This window comes from Paenibacillus sp. EB106-04-04-XG159, from assembly GCF_058791835.1.
On sequence record NZ_JBYTDY010000002.1, the window covers coordinates 319,698 to 345,156 of the forward strand.

30 protein-coding genes and 4 tRNA genes are annotated in these 25,459 nt (G+C 46.9%); 26 read left to right on the forward strand and 8 right to left on the reverse strand.

Translation table 11 applies throughout. The features are described 5' to 3' along the window. The first annotated feature begins 152 nt into the window (after nucleotides 1–152). The 7 genes from AC3WTP_RS03615 (at nucleotide 153) to AC3WTP_RS03645 (ending at nucleotide 2,242) form a co-directional block, all read left to right on the forward strand. Entirely contained in the window at nucleotides 153–320 is a 168-nt protein-coding gene (locus AC3WTP_RS03615) for a hypothetical protein (RefSeq protein WP_492393206.1), read from the forward strand. A gap of 282 nt (nucleotides 321–602) precedes the next feature. Next, nucleotides 603–679: transfer RNA gene (locus AC3WTP_RS03620), tRNA-Met, on the forward strand. Between the two features lie 23 nt (nucleotides 680–702). Further along, a tRNA-Ile gene (locus AC3WTP_RS03625) sits at nucleotides 703–779 on the forward strand. A gap of 34 nt (nucleotides 780–813) precedes the next feature. Continuing rightward, nucleotides 814–902: transfer RNA gene (locus tag AC3WTP_RS03630), tRNA-Leu, on the forward strand. Between the two features lie 159 nt (nucleotides 903–1,061). Further along, nucleotides 1,062–1,742, forward strand: coding sequence for a uracil-DNA glycosylase (locus tag AC3WTP_RS03635; protein WP_492393207.1), 681 nt, complete (start codon nucleotides 1,062–1,064; stop codon nucleotides 1,740–1,742). A gap of 65 nt (nucleotides 1,743–1,807) precedes the next feature. Continuing rightward, nucleotides 1,808–1,880, forward strand: a tRNA-Val gene (locus tag AC3WTP_RS03640). 200 nt (nucleotides 1,881–2,080) lie between these two features. Then, nucleotides 2,081–2,242, forward strand: coding sequence for a hypothetical protein (locus AC3WTP_RS03645; protein WP_492393208.1), 162 nt, complete (start codon nucleotides 2,081–2,083; stop codon nucleotides 2,240–2,242). 371 nt (nucleotides 2,243–2,613) lie between these two features. On the opposite strand, the gene AC3WTP_RS03650 is transcribed toward AC3WTP_RS03645, so the two are convergent. Next, nucleotides 2,614–2,784 carry a hypothetical protein gene (locus AC3WTP_RS03650; RefSeq protein WP_492393209.1) on the reverse strand — a complete coding sequence of 57 codons (171 nt, stop codon included), beginning with the start codon at nucleotides 2,782–2,784 and terminating at the stop codon, nucleotides 2,614–2,616. A 150-nt stretch (nucleotides 2,785–2,934) separates the two neighbouring features. On the opposite strand from AC3WTP_RS03650, the gene AC3WTP_RS03655 reads away from it, so the two are divergent. Then, on the forward strand, nucleotides 2,935–3,378 hold the full coding sequence (locus AC3WTP_RS03655) for a GNAT family N-acetyltransferase (RefSeq protein WP_492393210.1): 444 nt from the start codon (nucleotides 2,935–2,937) through the stop codon (nucleotides 3,376–3,378). Between the two features lie 139 nt (nucleotides 3,379–3,517). Here the strand turns inward: AC3WTP_RS03655 and AC3WTP_RS03660 are convergent, their stop codons facing one another. Then, nucleotides 3,518–3,745, reverse strand: coding sequence for a DUF3892 domain-containing protein (locus AC3WTP_RS03660; RefSeq protein ID WP_492393337.1), 228 nt, complete (start codon nucleotides 3,743–3,745; stop codon nucleotides 3,518–3,520). Between the two features lie 166 nt (nucleotides 3,746–3,911). Continuing rightward, complete coding sequence (locus AC3WTP_RS03665; RefSeq protein WP_492393211.1) at nucleotides 3,912–4,649, reverse strand: MBL fold metallo-hydrolase; 738 nt, start codon at nucleotides 4,647–4,649, stop codon at nucleotides 3,912–3,914. A gap of 142 nt (nucleotides 4,650–4,791) precedes the next feature. Here AC3WTP_RS03665 and AC3WTP_RS03670 point away from each other — a divergent pair, with 142 nt between their 5' ends. The 4 genes from AC3WTP_RS03670 (at nucleotide 4,792) to AC3WTP_RS03685 (ending at nucleotide 7,214) form a co-directional block, all read left to right on the forward strand. Beyond that, on the forward strand, nucleotides 4,792–5,001 hold the full coding sequence (locus tag AC3WTP_RS03670) for a hypothetical protein (protein ID WP_492393212.1): 210 nt from the start codon (nucleotides 4,792–4,794) through the stop codon (nucleotides 4,999–5,001). 160 nt (nucleotides 5,002–5,161) lie between these two features. After that, nucleotides 5,162–5,932 (forward strand): N-acetylmuramoyl-L-alanine amidase, encoded by a 771-nt coding sequence (locus tag AC3WTP_RS03675; protein WP_492393213.1) that lies wholly within the window; start codon nucleotides 5,162–5,164, stop codon nucleotides 5,930–5,932. A gap of 126 nt (nucleotides 5,933–6,058) precedes the next feature. Then, the gene (locus AC3WTP_RS03680; protein WP_492393214.1) at nucleotides 6,059–6,649 is read left to right on the forward strand and encodes a stalk domain-containing protein; all 591 of its coding nucleotides are present in this window, start codon (nucleotides 6,059–6,061) and stop codon (nucleotides 6,647–6,649) included. A gap of 202 nt (nucleotides 6,650–6,851) precedes the next feature. Beyond that, nucleotides 6,852–7,214 (forward strand): DUF1292 domain-containing protein, encoded by a 363-nt coding sequence (locus tag AC3WTP_RS03685; RefSeq protein WP_492393215.1) that lies wholly within the window; start codon nucleotides 6,852–6,854, stop codon nucleotides 7,212–7,214. 72 nt (nucleotides 7,215–7,286) lie between these two features. On the opposite strand, the gene AC3WTP_RS03690 is transcribed toward AC3WTP_RS03685, so the two are convergent. Then, entirely contained in the window at nucleotides 7,287–7,706 is a 420-nt protein-coding gene (locus AC3WTP_RS03690) for a DUF1885 family protein (RefSeq protein ID WP_492393216.1), read from the reverse strand. A gap of 308 nt (nucleotides 7,707–8,014) precedes the next feature. On the opposite strand from AC3WTP_RS03690, the gene AC3WTP_RS03695 reads away from it, so the two are divergent. Next, the gene (locus tag AC3WTP_RS03695) at nucleotides 8,015–8,302 is read left to right on the forward strand and encodes a DUF3055 domain-containing protein (RefSeq protein ID WP_492393217.1); all 288 of its coding nucleotides are present in this window, start codon (nucleotides 8,015–8,017) and stop codon (nucleotides 8,300–8,302) included. An 88-nt stretch (nucleotides 8,303–8,390) separates the two neighbouring features. Here AC3WTP_RS03695 and AC3WTP_RS03700 read toward each other — a convergent pair whose 3' ends face one another. Then, nucleotides 8,391–9,869: an aminotransferase class I/II-fold pyridoxal phosphate-dependent enzyme gene (locus AC3WTP_RS03700; RefSeq protein WP_492393218.1), complete on the reverse strand. Its 1,479-nt coding sequence runs from the start codon at nucleotides 9,867–9,869 to the stop codon at nucleotides 8,391–8,393. 213 nt (nucleotides 9,870–10,082) lie between these two features. On the opposite strand from AC3WTP_RS03700, the gene AC3WTP_RS03705 reads away from it, so the two are divergent. Together AC3WTP_RS03705 and AC3WTP_RS03710 are read left to right on the forward strand one after the other, a co-directional pair. Then, nucleotides 10,083–11,258: an MFS transporter gene (locus AC3WTP_RS03705; RefSeq protein ID WP_492393219.1), complete on the forward strand. Its 1,176-nt coding sequence runs from the start codon at nucleotides 10,083–10,085 to the stop codon at nucleotides 11,256–11,258. An 85-nt stretch (nucleotides 11,259–11,343) separates the two neighbouring features. Continuing rightward, complete coding sequence (locus AC3WTP_RS03710; protein WP_492393220.1) at nucleotides 11,344–11,778, forward strand: hypothetical protein; 435 nt, start codon at nucleotides 11,344–11,346, stop codon at nucleotides 11,776–11,778. 96 nt (nucleotides 11,779–11,874) lie between these two features. On the opposite strand, the gene AC3WTP_RS03715 is transcribed toward AC3WTP_RS03710, so the two are convergent. Continuing rightward, complete coding sequence (locus tag AC3WTP_RS03715; RefSeq protein WP_492393221.1) at nucleotides 11,875–12,510, reverse strand: YktB family protein; 636 nt, start codon at nucleotides 12,508–12,510, stop codon at nucleotides 11,875–11,877. A gap of 203 nt (nucleotides 12,511–12,713) precedes the next feature. Here AC3WTP_RS03715 and AC3WTP_RS03720 point away from each other — a divergent pair, with 203 nt between their 5' ends. After that, on the forward strand, nucleotides 12,714–13,310 hold the full coding sequence (locus AC3WTP_RS03720; protein WP_492393222.1) for a YkzI domain-containing protein: 597 nt from the start codon (nucleotides 12,714–12,716) through the stop codon (nucleotides 13,308–13,310). Nucleotides 13,311–13,512: 202 nt separating this feature from the next. Continuing rightward, entirely contained in the window at nucleotides 13,513–14,928 is a 1,416-nt protein-coding gene (gene gnd, locus AC3WTP_RS03725) for an NADP-dependent phosphogluconate dehydrogenase (protein WP_492393223.1), read from the forward strand. Nucleotides 14,929–14,980: 52 nt separating this feature from the next. Here gnd and AC3WTP_RS03730 read toward each other — a convergent pair whose 3' ends face one another. Continuing rightward, nucleotides 14,981–15,319 carry a methyltransferase gene (locus tag AC3WTP_RS03730; RefSeq protein ID WP_492393224.1) on the reverse strand — a complete coding sequence of 113 codons (339 nt, stop codon included), beginning with the start codon at nucleotides 15,317–15,319 and terminating at the stop codon, nucleotides 14,981–14,983. A gap of 171 nt (nucleotides 15,320–15,490) precedes the next feature. On the opposite strand from AC3WTP_RS03730, the gene AC3WTP_RS03735 reads away from it, so the two are divergent. Then, nucleotides 15,491–16,033, forward strand: coding sequence for a shikimate kinase (locus tag AC3WTP_RS03735; protein ID WP_492393225.1), 543 nt, complete (start codon nucleotides 15,491–15,493; stop codon nucleotides 16,031–16,033). Here AC3WTP_RS03735 and AC3WTP_RS03740 read toward each other — a convergent pair. Next, nucleotides 16,023–16,352 (reverse strand): rhodanese-like domain-containing protein, encoded by a 330-nt coding sequence (locus AC3WTP_RS03740; RefSeq protein ID WP_492393226.1) that lies wholly within the window; start codon nucleotides 16,350–16,352, stop codon nucleotides 16,023–16,025. The genes AC3WTP_RS03735 and AC3WTP_RS03740 overlap by 11 nt on opposite strands. 167 nt (nucleotides 16,353–16,519) lie before the next feature. On the opposite strand from AC3WTP_RS03740, the gene aroA reads away from it, so the two are divergent. The 8 genes from aroA (at nucleotide 16,520) to AC3WTP_RS03780 (ending at nucleotide 25,402) form a co-directional block, all read left to right on the forward strand. Next, entirely contained in the window at nucleotides 16,520–17,824 is a 1,305-nt protein-coding gene (aroA, locus tag AC3WTP_RS03745) for a 3-phosphoshikimate 1-carboxyvinyltransferase (RefSeq protein ID WP_492393227.1), read from the forward strand. 51 nt (nucleotides 17,825–17,875) lie between these two features. After that, entirely contained in the window at nucleotides 17,876–18,301 is a 426-nt protein-coding gene (locus tag AC3WTP_RS03750) for a CoA-binding protein (protein ID WP_492393228.1), read from the forward strand. 228 nt (nucleotides 18,302–18,529) lie between these two features. After that, nucleotides 18,530–20,422, forward strand: coding sequence for a glucose PTS transporter subunit IIA (locus AC3WTP_RS03755; protein WP_492393229.1), 1,893 nt, complete (start codon nucleotides 18,530–18,532; stop codon nucleotides 20,420–20,422). Further along, on the forward strand, nucleotides 20,419–22,197 hold the full coding sequence (ptsP, locus tag AC3WTP_RS03760; protein ID WP_492393230.1) for a phosphoenolpyruvate--protein phosphotransferase: 1,779 nt from the start codon (nucleotides 20,419–20,421) through the stop codon (nucleotides 22,195–22,197). The genes AC3WTP_RS03755 and ptsP overlap by 4 nt, the downstream gene beginning before the upstream one ends. 426 nt (nucleotides 22,198–22,623) lie before the next feature. Continuing rightward, nucleotides 22,624–23,070 (forward strand): hypothetical protein, encoded by a 447-nt coding sequence (locus tag AC3WTP_RS03765; RefSeq protein ID WP_492393231.1) that lies wholly within the window; start codon nucleotides 22,624–22,626, stop codon nucleotides 23,068–23,070. A gap of 68 nt (nucleotides 23,071–23,138) precedes the next feature. Then, the gene (ytxJ, locus tag AC3WTP_RS03770) at nucleotides 23,139–23,480 is read left to right on the forward strand and encodes a bacillithiol system redox-active protein YtxJ (protein WP_492393232.1); all 342 of its coding nucleotides are present in this window, start codon (nucleotides 23,139–23,141) and stop codon (nucleotides 23,478–23,480) included. 118 nt (nucleotides 23,481–23,598) lie between these two features. Next, nucleotides 23,599–24,609, forward strand: coding sequence for a catabolite control protein A (gene ccpA / locus AC3WTP_RS03775; RefSeq protein ID WP_492393233.1), 1,011 nt, complete (start codon nucleotides 23,599–23,601; stop codon nucleotides 24,607–24,609). A 100-nt stretch (nucleotides 24,610–24,709) separates the two neighbouring features. Then, nucleotides 24,710–25,402 (forward strand): 5'-methylthioadenosine/adenosylhomocysteine nucleosidase, encoded by a 693-nt coding sequence (locus AC3WTP_RS03780; RefSeq protein ID WP_492393234.1) that lies wholly within the window; start codon nucleotides 24,710–24,712, stop codon nucleotides 25,400–25,402. Nucleotides 25,403–25,459 lie beyond the last annotated feature (57 nt).

Here is a 25,459-nt window from a genome sequence, read left to right on the forward strand (position 1 = left end):
CCATACAAGCGCACAATTCCACAAGTCTATTCCTTAGCATAACTCTTCAGGGACAGTCCCGCCATTTGCTAAACTATGCGATTGATATTTGCAGATCTGGGCAAATTACAGATTACAAAGATGAATCTATTGATAAAGCAGGTGGATGAGTGATGTATTGGATTTATTGGGGAAAGCTTTATGACTCCAAGTTTCAGGCAAGAGTACTGCAGCAGCGGCTAGAGCATGATGCATGGCTGTATGGCTTTGGTACGCCTCAAGACATCGAAGTATTTCGTTCGAAGAAGGGGAAGTACGGAGTTCGTTTTTTGCGTGACTAATTATCCATATTAGGTACAGCATCTTTCATGTTTGATAGTGATGTGGACGTCATGATTGACGAATGCAATAATGGTGCCATGAGTGTGCAACCCGTACGACACTGCTGTCTTACCCTGTTGCTGATCTGAGAGTAAACATATTGAGCGAGATAACGGGGTAAGATAGTTTGTTTGGAGGTGAGTAAGTTGTTTTGAAATTATTTTCGCAAAGTTCTTGACTGATCATGTGCGGATGTTGTATAGTATTACTTGTCGCCGATGAACGAGGTCGAGCGAGAATGACGCGGGGTGGAGCAGTTCGGTAGCTCGTCGGGCTCATAACCCGAAGGTCGTAGGTTCAAATCCTGCCCCCGCAACCAATTATTATACGACCCTATAGCGAGGGCCCTTAGCTCAGTTGGTTAGAGCGGTCGGCTCATAACCGATTGGTCGGGGGTTCGAGTCCCTCAGGGCCCACCATTTCATGCTTTTTCATAGTTTCAGAGATTATTGTGCCGGGGTGGCGGAATTGGCAGACGCACAGGACTTAAAATCCTGCGGTAGGTGACTACCGTACCGGTTCGATCCCGGTCCTCGGCACCATTTATTGATTACAACTCTGTGAAACGATACATAAGATATGAAATGTAACGAAACTCCTTTCGCACACTGCGGAAGGGTTTTTTTATTCCTGGATGTATCAGAATACGAACTGGCTGGCGGAATTGCGCTAGCTTCAACATAGTAGAGGAGTGTGCTGTGATGAGTTGGAATGTGGAAAATGATTGGTCTGATAAATTGCAAGATGAGGTGCAAAAGCCTTATTTCGTGCAAATGTGGGGAGAGCTCAAGCGGGAATATGAACAGCATACCGTCTATCCTCCGTTCGATCATATATTTACAGCGTTCCAATTAACTTCGTACGCCAATACGAAAGTTGTCATCGTTGGACAAGATCCCTATCATGGCCCGAATCAAGCGCACGGTCTCAGCTTCTCTGTACTTCCCGGGCTGCGTATTCCGCCTTCATTGTTGAACATGCTGAAGGAGAGTGCGGAGGATGTCGGTACGAAGATGCCGAATCACGGCTATCTAGCTTCATGGGCGAATCAAGGTGTGATGATGCTCAACACAGTACTGACAGTTCGTGAGGGACAGGCGAATTCACATAAGGGATTAGGATGGGAGCATTTTACGGACCGAGTTATTGAGCTGCTCAATGAACGTGAGCAGCCTATTGTGTTTGTGCTGTGGGGGAGCCATGCGCAAGCAAAGGCTAAGATGATCGATAAGAAGCGTCATGCCATCGTGCAAGCACCGCATCCAAGCCCGTTATCAGCGCATCGCGGCTTCTTTGGCAGTAAGCCGTTTTCTAAGATCAATGCAGAGCTGGAGAAATGGGGAGCGCAGCCGATTGACTGGCAGCTGCCGTTAACGCTGTAGCTGCTCATATGTGCATTGACACATGATTATGCCTATGATATATTCTTAGATATCACTAATCATGTGATCTGTTAGCTCAGCTGGGAGAGCACTATCTTGACAGGGTAGGGGTCAGTGGTTCGAGCCCACTACAGATCATTAGGAGAAGGAACTGTTCCTAAGTAGATTATTCTACGAAAGGGAAGTTCCTTTTTTATTTGTTTATTCTAAGTTATCTAATCACTGTTGCAGCTAGCTTCTATCGCTTCTAAACCAAGATCATTTTTCATATGTTGAAATAGGTGAATAGCAGGCGGATATGCCTGTTGGATGACTCGACATGTGAAAGGGGCAGAGAGATGGCGGGAGGGGCTATATTGTTCGTATGGCTGCTAGGCTTATTCTCTATGGTAGCCGTTATTTGTTGGAAGTTGTTTCAGTTTATTACTAGTGACAGTATCAAATATGATGAAGAGTTTGTATGGCTGCGTACCGTTAGCGAGGATCATAAGCCTCAATAATGGATAGGACAGAATCATAACTTCATGTATATCGGAACGTTTAATTGAACCAGCTTGCGGAGACAATAGAACAATATCCTTGAAAATGAGCGGAGGTTCTAGTTTGTCTCGAACTCGATGCGGCTTGTGCGTGTTGTTAATGCTAGTTATGGTTGCAGTTTTAATATTGGGGTGTGCTCCATCAGGGGGAGCGCAGATAAGAACAAGCCAGGTTACAGACTATAATAGGAATCCAAGAGTTATCCAAAATGTATACGAGAGCAACACAATACCAGACAGTATATATCGAAAATAAGCAGCACTAAAACAACCCCGCGCTTCAGTGATGAAGCAGCGGGGTTGTGTTGTTAGGTGCAGCGATGCGAAAACACTTATGTACGAGTGTTCTCTTGCTGTTCAGACTCCGCTGGCGGTGGATATCCGGTATTATCATCCGTATCCCACTTGTGATGATATGCTTTTCTCGTCACAACTAGCAGCAGGGCGACCATGCCGATAACCATAATGACGACAGCTATAATAGTTGCTGTGATCGGGTCCATGGAAGTGATTCCTCCTGAGGAAATGTTATTAGCGCTTCAGGTTGTAATCTTGTCGTGGTATCTGGACAATGTTGGATAATCTAACTATACATGATATTCAAATTTTTGTATAATATAAGTTCGTTTAATACTGGGAGGTGCCGAACACGTATGGCAGCAGAACTCATTGAAGTGAAGACGGAAGAACAATTGCAGCAGTGTATAGCGATTCGTACCGAGGTGTTCGTGAAAGAACAGAATGTCCCGATGGAAGAGGAGTGTGACGAATATGATACACTCGATGCTCCTGCTATTCACGTTCTGTTAATGGAAGATGGAGAGTACGCGGCGACAGGCAGAATTAAGATGTTGGACGAGAGCACAGCGAAGATGCAGCGTGTTGCGGTACGTCAACCATTCCGCGGCAAAGGAATTGGCAGATCGCTAATGATCGGTCTAGAGCAGATCGCTCGTTCTCACGGTATGGAGAAAAGTATGCTGGATGGACAGTGCCATGCGGAAGGCTTTTACCAATCGCTCGGCTATGTGACGGTATCTGAGGAGCCGTTTTACGATGCGGGTATTTTGCATGTGCGAATGGAAAAGAAGCTGTAGCAGTATAGTTAAGTGATAAAGTAAACACAAAGTCTCATTCGATTCGGAATGGGACTTTGTGCTTGTGTAATGACTCTAGTACAGAGCTTGCGCACATCAAAATAACCCAAGATTGCTCTTGGGTTAAGGTGAGAAATGCCTAAAAGAGTGGCAGATTGTCTAGATTGTTATCCTTGCGTCCATCCGCATCAGAGCGGAGATGCTCTTCATGATCACGGCCTCGGAATACGTTCAGATGTTGAATTTCATTGTTCTTTACCATTGTCTGAGCGGTCTTATAATCAACGACTCGCCCTGAAGTCAACTTCAGCTCCACAATATCTCCGTCACCATTTTTTCTTACTGCTACAACTTCTTCTTGCTGCACACCGGACTGCTGCGCTAACGGATTAGAATACAACTGTTGCGGTGCGCCCTGAGCTTGCTGGTTAGAACCTACTTGCGGGTTGAACGGTTGTTCCATATGTTATCGCCTCCTGTATCTATTGTGGCTGATACAGCCTATAAACATACGGAGGTTCATCCAATCGTCACTATTTCAGTACCGTATATATCTCATGCTGATTAATAAACGGCATCGGGCCTGTCAGGCCTTCATACATCGACCGCTCGTCGCCATAGTGCATAAGCGAGATTCTTTCCTGTACAGCAAGCGGCAGCGATAACAGCTGCGATAACGTCGCATGCACTTCGCCAGGCTCGATGAATTGGCAATCATGCCAGATGCGTTGAACACCCTGCTCGACAAGAGCTATGAGCAGATCCGGCTTGAAGCGCATATCGGCACTATAGAAGAAGGCTTCATCGAATAGGAGCGAGTAGCTACGTCTTCCTTCTATATGAGGAGTCTCAATAAATCGTATTTGTACCCCTTCCATCAATAGATAGCTCGTCTCAGGCTCCACCGCACATACCTCAAATACATCTTCCAGCTTATCAATTCCGTCTTGTGTCAGACCACCCTTTAATGTTTGCTCCCATAAGAGTTGTATCAACGGGGCTGCGATGATGAGCTTGGGTTTGCGTCCGTATTTGAATCTCATCTGAAAGGCATATTCTTCAAGCCCCCCGACGTGATCAGCGTGCATATGTGTGACGATTACGCCTTCAAAGTCATTGAAGGATCGACCTAAATGGTGAATAGCCATTGGTGCCGTAATGCCGCAATCGATGAGATAGGAGACCTCTCCCTTTGATAATATCCCATTATTGTTCCAGTAAGCCTTCGCGAACGCGCTCCCTGTTCCGAGCATTTGAAGCTGCAAGGTCATCGTGTAATCCTCCGTTTCATTGAAAATTACTATCATTTTACCTTTTAGTGGGTATATGCACAAGCAACGATGCTCTAGTCTGCATATAGTGAACGAGGAGAAACGAGTTTCCCGTGTTGAACGTGTAAAGTGGGTGTGGCTAATGGCTAAAGGCAAAGTGATTAAGAAGAAAAAGAATCTGTCCGGCGGACGTGCGCAATATACGATGCGGCTCGTCACCTCGGACAGATGTGTTGTGTGCCCAACACCGTGCTTACGGGGATTGCGGTATGCCGAACGAATGTCCCAGCCAGGTGAGATTGGCAAAGGAGTGCCATGCATCTTGACTCGTACAAAAATAGGAGGCGATTGAGCTTCAGAAGAATATTCTCTGTTGCTTCAATACGAGCAATCCGATTGGTCTGGGGTTTGTATGCGCAGCATACACCCCGGACTTGAGTCCGTTCTGCTGATACGTCGATTCAGTTTCATCCGAAATAAGAATGAAGCTATAGGAGAGAGGTGTCTGCACTTTGAACATTTTATGGAAAGGAAATGCTTATACGAATTCAAGTGATCGTAAGGGACAAGTCCCCCAGGTTATCGTCGATCACATTTCCGCAGGCTCGATGTCCAGCATGGATTCATGGTTTACGACATCGGACAATAAGGTGTCTTCAGCGCACTATGGAATATCGAAGCGCGGAGATATTCATCAGTACGTCGCGATCGAGCGGGCTGCTTGGGCACAAGGGATCACGTCGGACAAGATCCCACACGCATTATCGGTGTATGTTAGGAGCAGGTCGGTTAATCCCAATCTATATGCGGTATCGATCGAGCATGAAGGCTTCGATGGTGATCTGACGGAGGAGCAATTCAAGGCGAGCGTATGGCTGCATCGACACATTCAGCACATGGTTCAACAAATATGGAATACGACTATACCATTGACGCCCGAGCGTGTCATTGGGCATTATCAGATCGACCCTATTCGCAAAGCAAGCTGTCCAGGACCTAAGTTTCCTTGGGCTAGGCTTTATCAGGAATTAAGCCAAACAACCGGAGGTGATGGCAGCATGGAGGAGATTAAGAAAGAGCTTGAGAAGCTGCGTTTGGCCGCTGCTAAGCTGGACGAGCGCTTGAATGCCTTGGAAAGTATGCAGAAGATGAAGGATATCCCGGAATGGGCGAAACCAAGTGTCAGCAAGGCCGTGAAGAAAGGAATCTTAACCAATCCCGAACAGTCGTCATACGACTTCTATCGCATCTTGACGCTTCTGGATCGCGACGGATTGCTGTAATTTATCGATCAGCATAATCAGAATATAAATATGAATTATATTAGTTGCTCATTTGTCCACATATGCGCAACTCTCCTGCATAAATCGAGTATAACTATACAACTAAGCTTGTTGGAGGTTACAAACATGAAGTGCAGGAGAATTGCCACACTGGCTCTATTAGGTACCATTATTGGAGGAAGTTTTCTATCTGTCGTTCCTGTTGCTGGAGCAGAAAGTTCTGTAGACAAAGTAGAAGTTAAGATTAATGGTCAATCTATACCTGAAGGAGGTTTAGTGGTTGATGGCAGAACTTACATGTCTGTAAGGCAATTACAAGATACTCTAAGAGCATTCGTATACTGGGATGCAGATAACAAGCGCTTGTATTTGAATAAACCGAATGTCAATATGCTGTTGTTCCGTGATAAGACGATATTTGGTAAAGTCGAGACAGGCAGCAAGGTGAGTTTCTCCGTCTTTACGCAAGTGGACAGCTTGAAGTCTGATGTCGATTCTATTCGCTTGACCATCACGGATCCACATGGAAAGACTTCGAAGATTCAAGAGTCGCCATTATCGATAAGCAAGGAAAGCTTCTGGTTCCGAAGCGATGATTACAAGTATGAATTCAAGCATAAGGGAGACTACAAGATTCAGTGCTTCCTGCGTCAGAAGAATGGTGAATATGCGCTGATGTCGGAAATGACAGTTGAAGCGGTTGATAAGATAAATTAATAGCGGGATGAGCATTACTTATCTTGGCATACGTGTTCTGTTGGATTGTGTGCATGTGAATAGCTGAAGTCGTCAATAATAACATATGCCGCATAAGTATGGGACCGTTCGGTGAAGGCTGGTCTCGTTGACCTGCTGTATATTACGTGTTACGATACGAATGGATGTCAGACATCACTTGTACATAAAGGAGAATACTGCAATGAGTGAACATAATAATGGATGTGGCTGCGGACACGACCACGATCATGAGCACGAGCATCATCATAACCATGGTGAAGACTGTGGATGTGGACACGATCACGAACATGACGCTGAGGACTTCGTAATCACACTTATCGACGATGAAGGCAATGAGAAGGATATGGTATGGGTCGAAACGTTCAACGTTGAAGACAATATGTATGCTCTTCTGCTGGAACGCAATAATCCTGAAGCAGACGGCGTAATCGTACGTGTTGACGAAGAAGGCGAAGATATGGCGCTTAACGCTATTGAAGATGATGAAGAGTGGGAACGCGTTCAGAAAGCATATGAAGAACTCGTAGCTTCACAAGATCAATAGTTATGATGAAGGGGCTTCTCCGGTATAATGCCGTTGAGAGGCCCCTTTCGTCTGTATTTGGCCTGGCTGGAGTTATTTGCGTGGATTGAAGTACATGCGTCGACCGTTGAATAACGTAAGTTCACCTTTCCACACCTTGGCTAAATATTTCATAAACTCATTGCCTTTGCCCTTGTCGCCGTGCGTGGCGACATCTGTCAGGACAAGCTCTACCGTATGGCGTTCAGTCCCATCCACCTCAGTCTGTCCAACTCCGATCAGCAAATGCTTATAGCGAGGGTCGGTACCTTGTAAGACAAAGCCGATATGTTCATGGCCTGGCTTCGTTTCAATTGTATAAGGGAAAGCGGCATCTTCGTATTCCCAACCCAACTGCTTGCCTGTGAGTGCGGTTTGCTCTTTATAATGGAGCAGCTGCTGCTTCAATTGATCCAGTGAAACGGAAGCAACCGCAGATCCGTCTACCAATGTAATAATTGCGCGTTGACTCATGATATACCCTCCCATCACTCTGACAACATCATATCACCACTGCTTTTTTATGGCAATATTTTCATGTTTTTAGGTTTGCTAGTCGATCGGTTAATCTTTAATTGACTGTTGTAGGGCAAGTATTATATATGGTATATTTAGGAAATAACTTATGCTGCTATCATCGTATTCCAAGACATTAGATGCTTATTCGTTCTCGCTGTCAGGCTTAGCACTTTGAGCTAAGCGAAGCAAATCGTTTCATCTATGCCCTGAATCGATCAAGTCCTTTTTCGGGGAAATCCGTCGTTCATGAAGGAGGAGATGGCATGTATCAGAATCTATACGAAGTATCGGAGCAAGCTAATGTGAACTTTATTGGTTGGGCTGCAGAACAAGGGCGTTATGATTTTGCACTCATCTACTCCAACCACTTTATCGGCAAGACGTTGGTCGTATGTATGCAAACAGGACGATCGACTCTGCTGTGTGAAGATGATCTGAAGCCCGAATTGCTGATGAAGTCATTTCAGCTGAATGATCTTGTGGCTGCGGAAGAAGCGGGGAACATATTGCGCACGAGAGTTCCGTCTCTGGAAGTGCGTGATCAATACTGAATCCTACCATAATGGAATGAAGTTAGTGAGAAGGGGCATTCCCGTTAGTGCTTGACCAATGGGAATGCCCCTCTAATATTCGAAGCGTTTATTCAAAGATAGCTTGCTCTTCTTTAATTACCTTTACATATTCAATGTATCGATCCTCAGTACCTTTCACAGGAAGTCCGATCTCGATATGGTCACATATATAATCGATGTTCTTCTGTGAAATGACCTCGCCCGGCAATAAGATCGGTATGCCAGGAGGATACACGTATATGAATTCAGCGATAATGCGCCCTGCCGATTCCTTGAACGGCACGAGCTCGGTGTCTCCGTAGAAAGCATCGCGCGGAATCAAGGACAACTGTGGAATATCCGGTATTTTAACTACAAGCTCATGTACTTCATTTTGATTATTGTGGGTACGTGACAATTCAGTGAGCGCCTGCAGCAGGATATCGACAGTATCTTGGGTATCTCCAGGAGTAACCAAGCACAGAATGTTGTACATATCACTTAATTCAACTTCAATATTATAGTGATCGCGAAGCCAATTCTCCGTGTCGTATCCGGTAAGTCCAAGATGACGAACATGAATCGTGACCTTGGTCGGGTCGTAGTTGTAAGTAGCCTCGCCGCCTAATATATCTCTTCCGAAGCAGTATAAGCCAGGGATTTTATTTATAGACTCCCGAGCGTATTCAGCAAGTGCTATCGCGTGCTCGGCTATTTCATGGCCGTTCAACGCCAGATTGCGGCGTGATGTGTCTAAGGATGCAAGCAGCACATACGATGTCGAAGTCGTCGTGAGCATGCTGATAATCGTTTGGATGCGCTGCGGGTTAATTAGACCATTCTTCGTGTTGACATTCAGAACCGAGCTCTGTGTCATGGATCCGCCAAGCTTATGAACACTGGTTGCTGCCATATCTGCCCCAGCTTGCATAGCTGACATTGGAAGCTTCTCATGGAAATGGATCAATACGCCATGAGCTTCATCCACGAGCACTGGAACCTCGTACGAATGGGCCAGGTCCACGATTTCCTTCAGATTAGCGCATATGCCGTAGTATGTTGGGTTAATAACAAGTACAGCTTTCGCGTCAGGATGCTTCTCTAAAGCTCGCTTCACAGATCGGGTCGTTATGCCGTGGTCAATGCCCAAGTTCACATCTCGCGCCGGAGATACGAATACGGGTCTAGCACCTGCAAAGATGATAGCCGACATGACCGACTTATGGATATTGCGCGGTACGATAATCTTGTCACCAGGCGCACACACCGACATGATCATCGTCATTATGGCACCGCTTGTGCCTTGCACGCTAAAGAACGTGTAATCAGCGCCGAATGCATCGGCTGCCAACTGTTGCGCTTCCGCGATGACACCGGAGGGTTGATGCAGATCATCCAACGGCGCAATATTAATGAGGTCGATAGAAAATGCCTCATTACCTATAAACTCACGGAATTCCCTGTCGGCCCCGACACCTTTCTTATGGCCTGGAATGTGGAACTGCACCGGGTTGCGGGCAGCATGACTTGTTAAAGCAGTAAACAGGGGAGTTCGATGATGATCCATCGCGGTTTCACAACCTTTCATGATGAAGATACGTTCTTCTTAGAAGAGACGTCACAAACAAACAAGGATTAGTTTATCAAAAACAATCGTGAATGCAAGTATAATTTATTGGGTTAAGGTTGAAAATGTTCGGATATAGATAGGAAGCTTCTTACAACATACATGTTGCTCATTTTAAAAATGTGGTAGGATTAGCTTACGGAGGTAAGGTATATGAAAAAACAATTAACAGTCGTAGTACTTATGCTGATGATGGTATTTATCGGCTTCGGCATCGTTATTCCAGTACTGCCGCTCATGATAACGGAAACAGGAGCAAATGAGATGCACTTAGGGCTCATGCTGTCCCTATACTCATTAGTATCTTTCATCGTTTCACCGCTGTGGGGAGGCTTGTCCGAACGTGTCGGCCGCAGACCGATTATACTAACCGGAATATTTGGATTTGCGGTGAGCTATCTGATGTTTGGACTTTCAGGCGGCAGCCTCGTGATGATGTATGCTTCACGATTGCTGGGCGGTTTGTTCGCTGGCGCCGTGACTGCCGTTATTGTTGCCTATGTGGCGGATATTACTACAGATGAGAATCGTACGAAGGGTATGGCGATGGTAGGCATAGCGATCGGCCTTGGCTTTACATTTGGTCCGGCGTTCGGAGGATTGCTGAGTCAATTTGGCAACCCTGTACCGTTCTTTGCAGCTTCTGCACTGACCTTCATAACTAGTGTAATGGGTATGGTGGTATTGAAGGAATCGCTGCCGGCAGAGAAACGGCGCAGCAAGCATCAGCCTGCTCCGTCACGCTGGTCGGCCTTTACCGGACGAATGAAGTACCTGTATGTGTTATCGTTCTTTGTTACATTTGCTCTGGCGGGGCTTGAGGCGACGCTGCTGTATTTCCAAGCGATTAAGATTCCTGGCATTACAGCGGTTGACATCGGCTGGATGTTCTTCTTCTGCGGTCTGGCAGGAGCGCTTGTACAAGGCGGGATCGTGCGCAGACATATTAAGAAGGGCGGAGAGAAGAATGCGATCGTGATCGGGCTGATAATATCTGCAGTCGGGTTCATCTTGCTGCTGTTCTCCAGCAATGTGTGGAATGCGACGGTGTTCCTGTGCGTATTCGGAATTGGCAATGCTCTCATCAGACCTTGTGTAACTTCACTAATCACTCAGAAGACGACTGTCAGTCAGGGCGTGGCATCAGGACTCAATTCATCAATGGACAGCTTTGGACGAATTGCAGGTCCGCTGATCGCGACCGCCTTATTCAACATTCAAGCCGGTTTGCCGTATGTTGTCGGTGCGGTACTATCGGTACTGGCGATCGGTCTGGTAGTCCGATTCGCAGCTATAGATCAAGCGAGCTCCAATAGCACAACAGCATAAACGACAAGATCAAGACGGTGCCGATACATCTAGGATAGGGTGTGGGGTGCCGTTTTGTTATGTAAATGACGAAGGATGGTGCTGTATGATTCATAAGTTGTCCAACTCGACGGCTGATAGGGAGATGGATGCATGGAAACAGCAAGAGATATTGAACTACGAGAGAAAGCGAGAAAGAATGTACTGGAAAGGAAGGGCCATCGTATTTACGATTGCTACACTGAATATTTTAAGCGCTATCACTTCTTTATTGATTGATTTCAGATTATTTAGCTTTATCGTTACAATTGCATTATCCATTGCTTTATATGCGGGTGTATCTTGGGTCAGGTACTTGTTCATCATCGGATTGGGACTTGGGGTATTAATCAATTTGTCTGTAATTAAAGAGTTTGGGAATATGCCAGTTGTAGTTATCTTGGTTGTGATTGCCATCATAATATTTGAAGTGGTGTGCTGCTGGTTATTGATAGCTAATGAAAGTGTCAGTGAATTTTTATATTCGCAGAAAAATGGGTGATGTGCGAGTGAGGGAAGCCGTAGCAGCTGCTAAGCTCCAGTGTGAAAAAGCTTAGCAGCTGTATGTTGCTTATGCGGATAGAATATTTAAGAATTGTTAGGATGCCGATTGAACTGCCAGCTTGTACAGCGGCATGAGGGTGTGAATGGTTTCAGACGCAAGATTCATGAAGGCATGTCCATCCGCCAGCGCGGGATCATTCGGCAGCAGATGTCTGCCGACCAGCCATTCGGATGATTTTACATCGCGGAAACGGAGCAATGTCTGCTGCAACGATGCATCATCAAGCGACCCGAAGCGCACCGCGCGTTTATCCATATGATCAAGGGATAATACGTAGTCAGCTGGAACCGTTTCACGGACCTCGTCGAGCTGATTAAGCAGTGTAGTTGCAATAGCGGATTTATGGTTTGTTTCATATATGAATGCCAGCCAGATAAACACATGATCGTCGAACAACCCGACTTGAAAATGGGGATGAGCTTTATATCCGCGCTTATTCGGTCCGATCGCGAGCCATGTATCCTTAGGGGGATTTACCGTGCGGCGAGCATGCTTGGCGATGTGAAGATACATTTCTTCACCTGCAAGCAGCGCGGCATCTCCAACCAGCTGTTCACCAATCGCGCGAAATTTAGGCTGAATTCGTTCTTGTATAGCTTTCATACGTTCCTCAAGACCATCAATCTGAAACGTATCGAAGTCTGATGCATGGAAACCGTTAAATGTCATCTTCGTAATCTCCTCCTCGAACCTATCCCACAGGGACGAACAATCAGTTCGCTGTCCATTATACCATAATAGCATAATTGAAATTCCTCTTGACGCACGGAAGCAAGCAAAGCTGCTACAATTTATAAATTCAAGTCAATAATCCAAGTCACATCATCATATGATGGAATTATATATCGATGCTGTGTCAAGGAGGGATTGCCGTGAATCGCAGCGAGGAAGTAGAGTACTGCAATTTAGAGTTGCGCTTTGACCGCCGGCAAATCCAGAACCTCATTCGGGATCTGATTCAAGAAGGATACTCTTTATACTGGAGTGAGAATGAAAGCCTGTTCATTGTGTCCATACGAACAGGACGCAAGCTCGTCAAGCTTCGCTTTCAACGTATGCATCAACGCTATAAGATCGTGGGAGACTATACGATACGCGATGAGCGTCTGGCAGAATTCATGGAGAAGTTGATCGGAGATGCGAGAGGTCATGCGGTTGTAAAACGGTTTAAAGACCGGCATATTATTATTGAAAGCATCATGTTTGGCGAAAGAATTCGACTCGTTGAAATATGCGGTCTAGAACAGCGAATACTGTATCAGAAAAAGCCTGTGGTCACGACGGAAGAGATGATGCGGACATTCCGCTCGACGCGTGCTGAAGAGCGTATCGAATCATTGACAGAGGAAGTTGATCATACATTGTCCGCGCTTCATAAAGCGCTTATGGAGCAAGATGAGGAGGAGATTCAACGCTGCAAGGAGCTGTTGAATGTGCTGAGAAGCGAGATGCTTCAATTAGAAGTATAGTCTGGTTCAATTCGAATTCATGTTGACCACCCTCCTGTTCAGATGGTAACGCTTTCTGAATAGCTGCAGGGTGTTTTGCTGTCTGGGTGGGAGAAGATTGGCATGGACAAGCCGCTCTGCAGGGGTTCACTTCTATCCTCAAAAAGAGTACAATAGCAATAATGCAAACCATAATCTAATAAATAAAGGGTGGAAGTACTATATGTCAAAGACACAAATCGGTGTTATCGGGTTAGCGGTAATGGGCAAGAACTTGGCCCTTAACATTGAAAGTCGTGGATTCTCAGTTTCCGTATTCAACAGATCCCGTGAGAAGACGGATGCTCTCATGCTTGAAGCACCAGATAAAAACTTAACGCCTACATATACGATCGAGGAATTCGTGGCTTCGCTCGAAACGCCGCGCAAGATCTTGATCATGGTTCAGGCGGGTGCGGCGACTGATGCGACGATCGAATCGCTCATCCCACACTTGGATGAAGGCGACATCATCATTGACGGCGGTAACGCGCATTACCCTGATACGCAGCGCCGCAGCACATACTTGGAAGGCAAGGGCTTCCGCTTCATCGGTACAGGCGTATCCGGCGGCGAAGAAGGCGCGCTGCTCGGTCCAGCGATTATGCCGGGTGGACAAGAAAGCGCGTATAAATTGGTCGAGCCGATCCTGACAGCGATCTCTGCGAAAGTAAACGGCGAGCCATGCTGCACTTACATCGGATCTGACGGCGCTGGCCACTATGTGAAGATGGTTCATAACGGTATCGAATATGGAGATATGCAGTTGATCTGTGAAGCGTATGACCTGATGAAAAAGGTTGTAGGCGTATCGGAGAAGGAACTGCATGAGATCTTTACAGAATGGAATAAAGGCGAGCTCGACAGCTATCTGATCGAGATCACTGCTGATATCTTCTCCAAGTATGACGACGAAACAGGCAAGCCTATGGTTGACGTCATTATGGATACTGCTGGACAGAAGGGTACTGGCAAATGGACAAGCGCGAACGCACTTGACCTTGGCGTGCCATTGTCCATGATTACAGAGTCCGTGTTCGCACGCTTCCTGTCTGCGATGAAAGAAGAGCGCATCGCTGCCAGCAAGGTGCTTTCCGGTCCTGAAGCACCGGTGTTCAACGGTGACAAAGCGGAGTTCATCGAGAAAGTGCGCCGCGCGCTGTTTGCAAGTAAGATCATGTCTTATGCTCAAGGCTTCAGCCAGATGGGCGTAGCTTCTGCAGAATACAACTGGAATCTGCAGCTTGGCAATATCGCGAAGATCTTCCGTGGCGGATGCATCATTCGCTCGCAGTTCCTGCAAAATATCACAGAAGCTTACAACCGTGATCCAGAATTGAAGAACCTGCTGCTTGATCCTTACTTCAAGGATGTAGTTGAATCGTATCAAAGCGCATGGCGTGAAGTGATCGCTACAGCGGTCACATACGGAGTGCCTGTTCCAGGCTTCTCTTCTGCACTCGCTTATTACGATAGCTACCGCACAGAGCGCCTGCCAGCGAACCTGCTGCAAGCGCAGCGCGACTACTTCGGCGCTCACACGTTTAAGCGTGTGGACAAAGAAGGTACGTTCCACTACAACTGGCTGTCCAACGAGTAATGCCAGCTAATATGAACGCCGGGCCATTAGGCCCGGCGTTTGTCATACAGTTTCATAAGGAAGGGGAAGCATCGTTCGATGGCCCCAACATGATGCTGGCTGTTCTCTTCATATAACGGCGAAGACGCTCGCTCTCCTGACCGGAGGTTGAGTTGCGCTGCAGCAATAACATGGATAGCTCTGCATAACATCGATAGCTGTCCAGCAAGGTCTCATTGGCAAGTGACGAATGAGCTCCTTCTTCGGTTAACTTGTTCTTGATCGTGTTCAACAGCCAGATAATATCATCTCTGCATAAGGGATGATTCGGGTCCATGATGCGTTCCATATGAGCGGTGAACATGCGATATGCAGAGTTGTTGCCCGATCCAGGGGCTGGGGGTGAAGTCATCTTCATTCACTCCTCTATTAGATTGCGGGAAGGGAAAGCACTAGCGAATATAAGCCTTTTAGCTTGTACTATCATCTATACGTTGGTAATAAGCATTTTATACATGGTGATTGTCGAAATAATTACCGCTATGGTATCATATGGGAAGTTTAACGCTAGGAGTGAAGTGAGATGCTGACGGAAGCGCGCGCATTCAACATCGTGTTAATTGGATTTATGGGTACAGGCAAGTCAACCGTCGGTGTATGTCTCGCAGATCGGCTGAAGTATGACTTTGTTGATTTGGATGAAGAGATTGTAAGACAGGAAGGACGAAGCATTCCGGACATATTTGCGCAGGAGGGGGAAGCATACTTCCGGGACGCTGAGAGCCTTGCGCTGTCCCGCTTGATGGGGCAGCAGCGGTTAGTGATTGCTACAGGCGGAGGCGCTGTGCTGCGGGAGAAGAACTGCCGCGTGATGAGCGAGTGCGGCTGCGTTGTCCATCTGACAGCGGAGACGGCTACGATTATCGAGCGCGTGAGGGGCGATCGCAACCGTCCACTGTTGCAGGGTGACGCGTCAGAGCGTGTGAGAAGCTTAATGGCGGAGCGCAGCGGCAAGTACGACTTTGCTCATGCTTCCGTAGCTACCGATCATATGAGGGTAGAACAGATTACGGAAGCGGTCATTGCTGCATATATGGGCTTTAATAGCGCTAATATTACGCTATAGGACCTTCCGCGTTCATCCAGGCAAGCATGCCGCCTTCTAGGTTAACGACGCCATTATATCCCTGCCGCTGCAAATATTCGCATACACGATCACTGCGGTAACCGCTGCGGCAGATAAAGATGATTTCCTCATGCTCTTGAAGCTCTTCAATACGTGCAGGAATTTCATTCATCGGGATATGCTTGGCTCCTGGAATGATGCCGTGAATGACTTCTTCGTGCTCGCGGACGTCAATCATTACTATAGTCGGCTCAGCAGACGGCTCAGCGGCCAATCGAGCCATTAAGTCTACGACGTTGATCTGTTTAACTGGATTCATCGACAGTTCTCCTTCATCATGGTGAATAATATTGTTGGCGGAAGCTATGCGCTTGAAGTGTGACATATATCATATGTTCTCATGGAAATGATACGAAGCAGTATTTATTTTGTCAATCTGTATTCATAGATATAGGTGTTGATCCAAGATAATTAAGGAGTGGGATTATGGATGTTATTGTGAGACCAACAGATAAGCTGCAAGGCGATATTCAAGCACTTTCTTCTAAAAATTATACGACAAGGTATCTGTTAGTTGCCGCCTTGGCGGAAGGTACAAGCACTATCTATTATCCAGCTCACAGTGAAGACAGCGATGCTATGCGCCGTTGCTTGCAGGATCTGGGCGCTAAGCTGGTGGAAGATGAGACGAAGATCGTGATAACGGGATTCGGCAGCCGTCCACAGCTTATTCCGACTTCTCAGGAACTAAATGTGGGGAATGCAGGCGCCGTATTGCGCTTTTTGATGGGTATCGCCTCGCTTCTGCCGGAAGTAAATTTCGTGAATGCTTATCCGGAATCGCTAGGCAAGCGTCCGCATCATGATCTGATCACAGCGCTGGAGCAGCTGGGCGCCGAAGTCGAGCACCGTGACGGCAAGCTGCCAATTACGATTCGCGGCGGCGGTCTTCGCGGCGGGAAGATCACGGTATCGGGCAACATCAGCTCTCAATACCTGAGCTCCTTATTATTCTTAACACCGCTTCTGCCTGAAGACAGCACGATCGAAGTTACGGATGACCTCAAGTCCAAGGTCGTTGTCGGTCAGACGCTGGAGGTGCTGCGAGAAGCGGGGATCGTCATTGAAGCCAGCGATGATCTGATGCATTATCGCGTTCCGGGCGGTCAGCGCTATCAAGCGCGTGATTATACGGTTCAGGGTGATTATCCTGGTTCAGCGGCAGTTCTAGCTGCCGCAGCGGTGACACAATCAGACGTCGTATTGCGCGGCTTGACTCCCGACAGCAAGCAGGGTGAACGCGCGATCGTTGATGTGCTTCGTATGATGGAAGTGCCGCTTACGCACGAACAGAACAATATCCACGTCAAGAGCGCAGGCAAGCTCAAGGCGGTTGAATTCGACGGCGACGCCGCCACAGATGCGGTATTGGCGATGGTAGCAGCTGCGGTATTTGCGGAGGGAACATCCCGCTTCTATAACGTAGAGAATCTGCGTTACAAGGAATGCGACCGCATAACGGATTATGTGACCGAACTGCGCAAAGCCGGAGCCCATGTGGAAGAGCGCCAGGCCGAGATTATTGTCCACGGCCGTCCGGAAGGTGTTGAAGGAGGAGTGGAGATCAATGCTCACTTCGACCACCGTGTCATCATGGCGCTCACAGTAGTGGGCTTGCGCTCCAAACAGCCTATTCGCATCAAGGATGCGCATCATGTAGCGAAGTCTTACCCGAACTACTTCGATCATTTACAAGCTCTAGGCGCTCAAGTAGAATGGATTGAAGCTTAATCTATATTCATTCTGAGTGATGAATGGAATAGTGGAATGGAGGAATATGAAATGGCCTATGAACACCCTTCTCAAGATACAATCAAGCAGCTGCTGCAGAACAGCAAGACGATCACTGTAGTCGGTTTGTCGGATGATCCCAGCCGTACTTCTCATATGGTAGCTCAAGCTATGAAGTATAAGGGCTATCGCATAATACCGGTCAATCCTAAGGCTGAGACGATATTAGGCGAGAAGTGTTACCCTACACTGCAGGACATTCCTGAGCCTATCGATATCGTCAACGTATTCCGACGCAGTGAGTACTGCTTGGATGTCGCCAAGGATGCTGTAGCTGTCGGTGCGAGATCGATCTGGATGCAGCAAGGTGTTGTGAATGAGGAAGCTGCGGCTTATGCAAAGGAACATGGTCTGCAGGTCGTGATGGACTCTTGCATTAAGGTTATGGACGCTATTCTGCTGCCAAAAGGCAAATAGAAGACACCCAGACGGCGTTGTGGAAAAAGAATGATTGAAGTTAATAGGTGATAACGCTCATCCGTGTTATAATAATGAAGCCATTGACGCGTTATTTCACGTAGAGCCGGAGTGACGCTCCCGAAAGTCTGGGGCTGAGCTTCGGCTTTTCACGATTATAGAGACATCGAGACACTCCAACCAATGAATATTCAGTAATTCATTCAATTGATCAAGGGGGGATCGTAGTTGAATCAGTTAGGGTCATTACAGCAGCTTTCACGCTCGCTTATGCAGCCTATGATGGTGATGCCAGCTGTTGCAGTTCTCCTCGCGGCTGGGCAATTGCTCGGTCTCTTTGGATTAGATGACGCTGCTGTTTGGTTCTCCAGTGCTGGCAGGACGCTGATTGGCCTGCTTCCATACTTCTTTGCGGTTGGTGTGGCTCTTGGAATGTCCAACAATTCAGGGATCGCTGGATTGGCTGGCTTGATCGGTATATTTATCTACACGCGTTTACCTGGTTTATGGGTTGATGCGAGTGTGATCGCGCCGGAGCCGACAATTTTTGTTGGTATCTTATTCGGCTTAATGGCCGGATTCGTACATGAAAAATTCCGTACCTTACAGTTTCCGGAATACATACAGTTTTTTGGCGGTTCACGATTTGTTGTACTCGTAATGGCGTTAGTGTCTGTAGGGATGTCCTATCTTCTGACATTGGCGCTGCCGTCGATTAACCAAGGGATCGAATTTCTAGGGCAAGAATTAGTCAAGATGGGGAGCTTCGGCGTGTTTTTGTACGGAGTGCTTCATCGAGTGCTTGTTGCCTTCGGGCTGCATCACCTGTTGAACAATGTAATCTGGTTTCAGCTTGGCAGCTATACTGATGCAGCGGGAATAACGGTAACGGGCGATTTGCCAAGGTTCTTCGCTGGCGATCCAACTGCAGGAATGTATATGGCAGGGCTGTATCCGATCATGATGTTTGGCCTGCCGGCTGTCGCAATGGCGATTGTGCATGAATCAAGGGAGGATTTAAGGCCTAAGGTTCGCAAAACGTATTATAATGCCGCGCTTGTATCGATGCTTACAGGCATCACGGAGCCGATAGAGTTCGCATTTCTATTCTCTTCGCCGCTGCTGTTTATCGTACACGCGCTGCTATCAGGCGCTGCCATGTGGCTCACTGCGGAGCTTGGTATATTGCATGGATTCTCATTTTCCGCCGGGGCGATCGATTATGTGATGAATTTCCATCTTTCCACACACGGGTTGTGGTTAATTCCGATCGGTATCGCTTTCGGGCTTGTTTATTATGTCGTGTTTCGATTTGCGATCCAACGTTTTCAGATTCCTACGCCTGGCCGGGTTGATGGCAGTCTGCTGGACGATATGGCTGGTGATCTCGTGCATCGGGCACCGCTTATTATTCGTGCGCTCGGAGGCAAGGATAACCTAATTGATATTCAAGCCTGCATCACACGCCTGCGGTTGCGAGTCAACAATGAGAAGCTGATTGATCGGCATGCCTTGCGCACATTAGGAGCGGCTGGAGTCATACGATTGGGCGGCGGTCATGTCCAGGTGGTATTCGGTACTTATTCTGAGGTCATTCGCGATGAAATGCTGAGGCGTCTGCAGCGCAATGCTCAGCAGGTATGGTTCGTTGCGCCAGTGCAGGGTCGCATGATTCCGATCGAAGATGTGCCTGATACGATCTTCGCCAAGAAGATTGTAGGGAATGGTGTCGCCTTCTATCCGGACAGGGGTGAGCTTGTATCTCCAGTAGCCGGCGTTATACGCCACATTTATCCGACCATGCATGCAATAGGGATTGAAACGCCTGAAGGCTTAGAGGTGCTGCTTCATATCGGTATCGAAACTTCATCGTTAAATGGCGCTGGTTTTCAGGCTGTTGTGCAGGAAGGTGATGGAGTGAAATCAGGACAGCTGCTTATTAGATTTGATATGGCATATATTAAGAAGAAGAATTTGTCGTTGGCTACGCCAATGGTCATTACGAATAGTAACAAAGTCGCATCTTGGAGCATTGCTCCATATGGTGCGGTTAAGAAAGGGCAGGCGTCTATTCTGTCTGTAGTTCTTATGGATGAAAGTCGCGGAGGTGAGAAGCATTGACCCAAAAAATCAAAGGTATCGGTGCTTCAACAGGTATTGCAATAGGCAAGGCTTTTGTACTTCCAACTTGGGAGTGGGATGTACCGGAAGAAAAGATGGATCCTACCGACCTGGCAAGGGAATTCGAGCGATTGTATGAAGGGATCCGATCATCGAAGGATGAGATAGAATTCATCAAGAAAGAGATCAAAGATATGGTTGGAACGGAAGAGTCGTCGATATTTGACGCTCATCTGGCTATATTGGAAGATCCGATATTCATGAATGAGATTCAGGGCATTATCCAACGCCAATATAAGGCGGCCGAAGTTGCCGTGAAAGAGGCGATCGATCATTTCGTCACGATGTTCGATTTGCTGGATGATGAGTATATGAAGGAGCGGGCACTTGATATTAAGGATGTGGGCAACCGTCTGTTGAAGCATCTGCTTGGCGCGCCAGAGATCACACTTCCAACGGATACTCAGCCTTATATATTGGTCGCTAAGGAGCTGTCGCCGTCACAGCTTGTCCATTTGAATCCGAAAAATGTGCTCGGCATTGTCATGCTGCAAGGTGGACGAACCTCTCACTCCGCTATTATGGCGCGCGCTCTCGGCATTCCATTGGTGCTTGGTCTTGAAGGCAAGCTGAGCAAGCCGATTCAAACGGGAGACGCGGTCATCGTGGATGGGGAGCATGGGTTTGTATTCCTGAATCCGGAGTACCATATCCGCACGTGGTATGAGGAACGACGCGATCAGTATGTGAAGGAAGCTGAAGAGCTGTCCAAGATGAATGATTTGCCTGCGGAAACGATAGATGGGCATCGGATTCATCTAGCGGCTAACATCAGCTCAACTCGTGAGCTGGATATCGCCATTCATAACGGCGCTGAGAGTATCGGTTTGTTCCGAACCGAATTCTTATATATGGATCGATCTTATCCGCCAAGTGAAATCGAGCAGTATACGGTATACCGCGAAGTAGCCGAAGCGTTTACAGATCAATCGGTCATCATTCGTACGCTTGATATTGGCGGCGACAAGCCGATGGAATATTTGCAGATTCCGGAAGAGGATAATCCGTTTCTCGGATATCGCGCGATCCGCATCTGCTTAAATCGTACAGATGTGTTCAAGACTCAGCTTCGGGCGATACTGCGCGCTAGCGCGCATGGACAAGTTAAAGTGATGTTTCCCATGATCAGCTCAATCGAAGAGATTATCGCCGCTAAGGAGATACTGGAGGAAGCGAAACGTGAACTGCGCATAGAACAGCTTCCGTTTAATGAGATGCTTCCGATCGGCATTATGATCGAAGTACCTTCTGCTGCAGCGACCGCTGATCTGTTGGCTGAGGAAGTTGATTTCTTCAGCATAGGGACCAATGATTTGGTTCAATATACGCTGGCTGTCGATCGGATGAATGAGCAGATCGCGCACATGTACGATCCTTATCATCCTGCAGTCCTTCGCCTCATTCGCCATGCGGTAGAAGGTGCGAAGCGGCGTGGAATATCCGTAGGCGTCTGCGGAGAAATGGCCGGCGATCCGCGAGCGGTACCGTTATGGATTGCGCTTGGCATTGACGAATTGAGTATGTCATCGCGTTCCATTCCGCGCGTCAAGGCTGCGGTGAGACGGGCTCAATATGAGCAGTCGTTGCAGGTCACGGAGCAAGCGTATGCATGCCGAAGTAAAGCCGAGCTGGAGCAAGTTCTGGGCTTGGAGTCGCCTCCTGAACTAGCGCCGCCAATTTCTAACGAGGATGCGGCTTCCAGCGCAGCTCCATAACGACATAATGGGAATAGAGCAGCTCTCTATGTAGATTATTCTACTTAGGGAGCTGCTTTTTCTATCTGTACAGTCGCACTGGGATTGAAAGCCCATGTCTTGATGCCATACTTTTTACATTTTAAGGCGCGAAATTAGTGCCAATTTATCCCTTTTCAATTCAAATGAATTATTATTTTCCAGTTGTGTTTATAGATATATATAGGTATAAGTACATATAGATTAGTAATTTCAAGCTATGAAAAGTGATATATATCATTGCCATACGGAGATGCATTTCTAGTAGTGTAAATAAATTCAAGTTCTACCTAAGCAGGAGAATGACAATCGAAGCAGAAATATAGGTTATTGTCTTTCGTTTATAGAGAAAAATTAATATTCACTTATACACATATATTTATAAATATTATCTAGGGGTGAATGAAAGTGAATAAACGATGCCAGTGTGGACGAGAAATGGAAGTAACACTACGCACGATTGTATATGCAAGAAAGATTATGATTATGCACGTTCCTGTATATACCTGTTCAAGCTGCGAGCATTCCGAACTCGTGACAGAGATTAAACAGGATGTCATTGACATTATGCAGCAGGTGAATGAAAATGCGCCGTCTACGTCGTCTAAACGCATCAAGGTTAAGTTCGATGAGCAGCAGGAATTAGCGAGCGTATATAAAGAATATCTTGAGCATGAGGACGAGAATCTTTCTGTATCGTTCGAGAAAATAGCTCAAGAGCGTGTAAATCAATTGCTTGACGTTTATTTGCTGGCGCAGACATGGGGAGATATGACTTGGATGGAGGATGTTGAACGCAGATTAAGACAAGTTAGTTGTTTTAGATCCAATCAGAGTAGGGTTAAAATAGGATAGTACGCAAATTAACGGTTAATCATTGCCGAGATTGCAGAGTGCTATTGTATATATGAGGAGGCAGATCCATGATCGCGATTCAATCGGAAGAGGCATTGCAGGAGATGATCCAGCAATCGGAAGGGAAACCGCTCGTGCTGTTTAAACATAGCACTCGTTGTCCTATAAGTTCTGCAGCGAATGAAGAGATGAAGAAGATCGAGGCAGACTTTCAAGACCGCGGGATAACGTTCGGTCTGATTTATGTAGTCGAGAACCGTGATGTGTCACTTGCGTGTGCGAATCTAGTGGGTATCAAGCATGAATCACCGCAAGTTCTTGTGCTGCAGGACCAAAAAGTGCTGTGGAACCAATCTCATTACGCCATTCGTTATGATAAACTGGAGCCTGTACTGTCTGAACTGTGCTAATCTGTGACAATTTTCGTGGAAAACAGGACGTGTCGTTGCGGATTTTCTGAAAATAGCGTATCATAAATGTTAAGTTGTGATAACGAACTAAATACTTTGCATATTGGAGAGAAGTATCGTGACGGTAACTATTTATGATGTAGCGAGAGAAGCAGGAGTCTCGATGGCGACTGTTTCCCGGGTTGTAAACAACAATCCAAACGTAAAGCCTCAAACTCGCAAGAAAGTGTATGAAGCGATTGAGCGTTTAGGTTATCGCCCGAATGCGGTTGCCCGTGGACTTGCTAGTAAGAAAACGACTACAGTAGGAGTTGTTATTCCGGATATTTCTAATTCTATCTTCGCAGAAATCGCTCGTGGTATTGAAGACATCGCGAATATGTACCATTACAATATTATTTTGTGTAATGCGGATAAGAAGAAGGAAAAGGAAATTCGGGTAATCAACACTTTGCTTGAGAAGCAAGTTGACGGACTGCTGTTTATGGGCGGCGTTGTAACTGAAGATCATATACAGGCATTCCGCACAGCATCTGTGCCGATTGTACTATGTGCGACGAAGGATGATAATGGCGCTATTCCGTCTGTCGATATCGACCATGAAGCGGCGGCATTTGACGCAGTTAATACGCTGATTCGTCATGGACATCGCGATATCGCGATGATCAGCGGTACGCTGCAGGATCCTGCTAACGGTTACGCTCGTTTCCAAGGTTATAAGAAAGCGCTTGAAGGAGCAGGAATCGAGTACAAGGAAGACCTGGTTCGTATCGGCAACTACCGATATGAATCCGGAATTGAAGCGATGAAATATTTCCTTGGATTAAAAAAGAAGCCGACGGCGATCTTCTCTGCAACAGATGAAATGGCGATTGGCGCAATTCACTGTATCCAAGATGCTGGTTTTAATGTACCTGAAGACTTCTCGGTCATCAGTGTGGACAATGTCCGCATGGCATCTATGGTTCGCCCTCAGTTAACTACAGTTGCTCAACCGATGTATGACATCGGTGCGGTAGCGATGCGTCTATTGACGAAGCTGATGAAGAAAGAACATGTGGAGCATGCTCAGGTTACGCTGCCACATGAGACGATCTTACGTCTATCGGTAAGCAGTGTGAACGAATAATTTGCACTGCGGCGCGAGGCCCCGGGATACGGGGCCTTTTGCATGTTTGGGAGATATCCAAGCCATATAGTGAATAACGTGTCTATGGAGGTTATGAAGTATGATTATAGGTATTATCGGAGCGATGGATGAGGAAATTGCATTGCTGCTGCAGCAAGTAGACACGGTGAAAGAAGACGCTCAAGCGGGCAATCGATATTACACTGGGAACATGAACGGCCATCAAGTCGTTATATGCAAATCAGGTGTCGGCAAAGTGAATGCGGCGATTACAACACAGGTGTTGATTGATCGTTTTCATGTTGAGCGCATTATATTTACGGGTGTTGCAGGCGCCGTGGCACCTGACTTGGATATCGGTGATATCGTCATCTCTACGGGGTGTATTCAGCACGATATGGATGTAACAGCGCTTGGCTTTAAGCTAGGTGAGATCCCATACCAGGCGAACTCCACATTTATGGCGGATGAAGGGTTAGTATCATTAGCTGAACGTGTGTGCCAGCAGTTGGTGCCGAACTCGTATAAGCTCGGAATTGTGCTGTCTGGGGATCAGTTTATTGCGAGTCGGGATAAGGTTCGCGAACTCCATGAGACGTTCCAAGGGGCATGTACGGAAATGGAAGGCGCGGCAGTGGCACAGGCTTGTATGGTGAACGCTGTACCGTTCGTCATCATACGTTCGATGTCAGATAAAGCGGACGGTTCTGCTCATGTCAATTTTGCGGAGTTTACGGTGAAGGCGTCTGAGAATTCGTTCCGAATCGTGCAACATATGCTTAGTAATATGTAATTCATTCATAAGAGCTGTGGTCTCCTATTTCTTATAGGCAAGCCGACAGCTCTTATT

What these genes read in the sequence shown, in the direction of transcription:
- AC3WTP_RS03615 (WP_492393206.1), top strand. Translation starts at nt 153, where the DNA reads ATGTATTGGATTTATTGGGGAAAGCTTTATGACTCCAAGTTTCAGGCA.
- AC3WTP_RS03635 (WP_492393207.1), top strand. Translation starts at nt 1,062, where the DNA reads ATGAGTTGGAATGTGGAAAATGATTGGTCTGATAAATTGCAAGATGAG.
- AC3WTP_RS03645 (WP_492393208.1), top strand. Translation starts at nt 2,081, where the DNA reads ATGGCGGGAGGGGCTATATTGTTCGTATGGCTGCTAGGCTTATTCTCT.
- AC3WTP_RS03650 (WP_492393209.1), bottom strand. Translation starts at nt 2,784, where the DNA reads ATGGACCCGATCACAGCAACTATTATAGCTGTCGTCATTATGGTTATC.
- AC3WTP_RS03655 (WP_492393210.1), top strand. Translation starts at nt 2,935, where the DNA reads ATGGCAGCAGAACTCATTGAAGTGAAGACGGAAGAACAATTGCAGCAG.
- AC3WTP_RS03665 (WP_492393211.1), bottom strand. Translation starts at nt 4,649, where the DNA reads ATGACCTTGCAGCTTCAAATGCTCGGAACAGGGAGCGCGTTCGCGAAG.
- AC3WTP_RS03670 (WP_492393212.1), top strand. Translation starts at nt 4,792, where the DNA reads ATGGCTAAAGGCAAAGTGATTAAGAAGAAAAAGAATCTGTCCGGCGGA.
- AC3WTP_RS03680 (WP_492393214.1), top strand. Translation starts at nt 6,059, where the DNA reads ATGAAGTGCAGGAGAATTGCCACACTGGCTCTATTAGGTACCATTATT.
- AC3WTP_RS03685 (WP_492393215.1), top strand. Translation starts at nt 6,852, where the DNA reads ATGAGTGAACATAATAATGGATGTGGCTGCGGACACGACCACGATCAT.
- AC3WTP_RS03690 (WP_492393216.1), bottom strand. Translation starts at nt 7,706, where the DNA reads ATGAGTCAACGCGCAATTATTACATTGGTAGACGGATCTGCGGTTGCT.
- AC3WTP_RS03695 (WP_492393217.1), top strand. Translation starts at nt 8,015, where the DNA reads ATGTATCAGAATCTATACGAAGTATCGGAGCAAGCTAATGTGAACTTT.
- AC3WTP_RS03700 (WP_492393218.1), bottom strand. Translation starts at nt 9,869, where the DNA reads ATGGATCATCATCGAACTCCCCTGTTTACTGCTTTAACAAGTCATGCT.
- AC3WTP_RS03705 (WP_492393219.1), top strand. Translation starts at nt 10,083, where the DNA reads ATGAAAAAACAATTAACAGTCGTAGTACTTATGCTGATGATGGTATTT.
- AC3WTP_RS03710 (WP_492393220.1), top strand. Translation starts at nt 11,344, where the DNA reads ATGATTCATAAGTTGTCCAACTCGACGGCTGATAGGGAGATGGATGCA.
- AC3WTP_RS03715 (WP_492393221.1), bottom strand. Translation starts at nt 12,510, where the DNA reads ATGACATTTAACGGTTTCCATGCATCAGACTTCGATACGTTTCAGATT.
- gnd (WP_492393223.1), top strand. Translation starts at nt 13,513, where the DNA reads ATGTCAAAGACACAAATCGGTGTTATCGGGTTAGCGGTAATGGGCAAG.
- AC3WTP_RS03730 (WP_492393224.1), bottom strand. Translation starts at nt 15,319, where the DNA reads ATGACTTCACCCCCAGCCCCTGGATCGGGCAACAACTCTGCATATCGC.
- AC3WTP_RS03735 (WP_492393225.1), top strand. Translation starts at nt 15,491, where the DNA reads ATGCTGACGGAAGCGCGCGCATTCAACATCGTGTTAATTGGATTTATG.
- AC3WTP_RS03740 (WP_492393226.1), bottom strand. Translation starts at nt 16,352, where the DNA reads ATGAATCCAGTTAAACAGATCAACGTCGTAGACTTAATGGCTCGATTG.
- aroA (WP_492393227.1), top strand. Translation starts at nt 16,520, where the DNA reads ATGGATGTTATTGTGAGACCAACAGATAAGCTGCAAGGCGATATTCAA.
- AC3WTP_RS03750 (WP_492393228.1), top strand. Translation starts at nt 17,876, where the DNA reads ATGGCCTATGAACACCCTTCTCAAGATACAATCAAGCAGCTGCTGCAG.
- ytxJ (WP_492393232.1), top strand. Translation starts at nt 23,139, where the DNA reads ATGATCGCGATTCAATCGGAAGAGGCATTGCAGGAGATGATCCAGCAA.
- AC3WTP_RS03780 (WP_492393234.1), top strand. Translation starts at nt 24,710, where the DNA reads ATGATTATAGGTATTATCGGAGCGATGGATGAGGAAATTGCATTGCTG.